The sequence below is a fragment of the Cellulomonas sp. P2_B4 genome (assembly GCF_056404795.1).
Genome location: NZ_JBFUDI010000126.1, coordinates 1 through 510, shown reverse-complemented (window position 1 = coordinate 510; position 510 = coordinate 1). Strand labels below are relative to the sequence as shown.

The 510-nt window shown below is 72.2% G+C and carries 1 protein-coding gene; it reads left to right on the top strand.

The window, feature by feature from the left end; translation table 11 throughout:
- Window positions 1–406: hypothetical protein (locus tag AC1DZC_RS20460; protein ID WP_477044570.1), on the top strand; the 406-nt coding region annotated here is incomplete at its 5' end.
- Window positions 407–510: the final 104 nt, after the last annotated feature.

Genomic DNA, 510 nt, shown 5'->3' with positions numbered 1-510 from the left:
GCGCGAAGCCGAAGGCTGGCACCGCGCGCTGGCGGCGACCCGCCATATCGCCGCCCTGGTGCCGCCGGGAGCTCGCGCTGACCAGGCGATCGTGCGCGCCGCCGGCACCGCCACGCTGGACCGCGCGGTCGGCCGGCGCTGGATCGCGACGGGCGATACCTTGTTCGCGGCCGACCCGTTGTCTTCGCGCGGGATCGTCCATGCGCTGCGCTCGGGCATCCTCGCCGCCTATGCCGCCGCCGACACGCTGGACGGCCGGGGCGAGGAGGCAGCCCGGCGCTACGCCCTGATCGCGGCGCACGGCATCACTGACTATCGCCGCGCCCTGGCCGATCATTATGCCGCCGCGGCGCGCTGGCCGGATGCGCCCTTCTGGCAGCGGCGCATGGCGGCCATGGCCGCCTGAGGGTTGAGCCATTGAGGCTGCCCTATATCCGTTCGCCCTGAGCCTGTCGAAGGGCTGCTCTTTCTTTCATGGCGGAGAAGARCARGGCTTCGACAGGCTCAGCC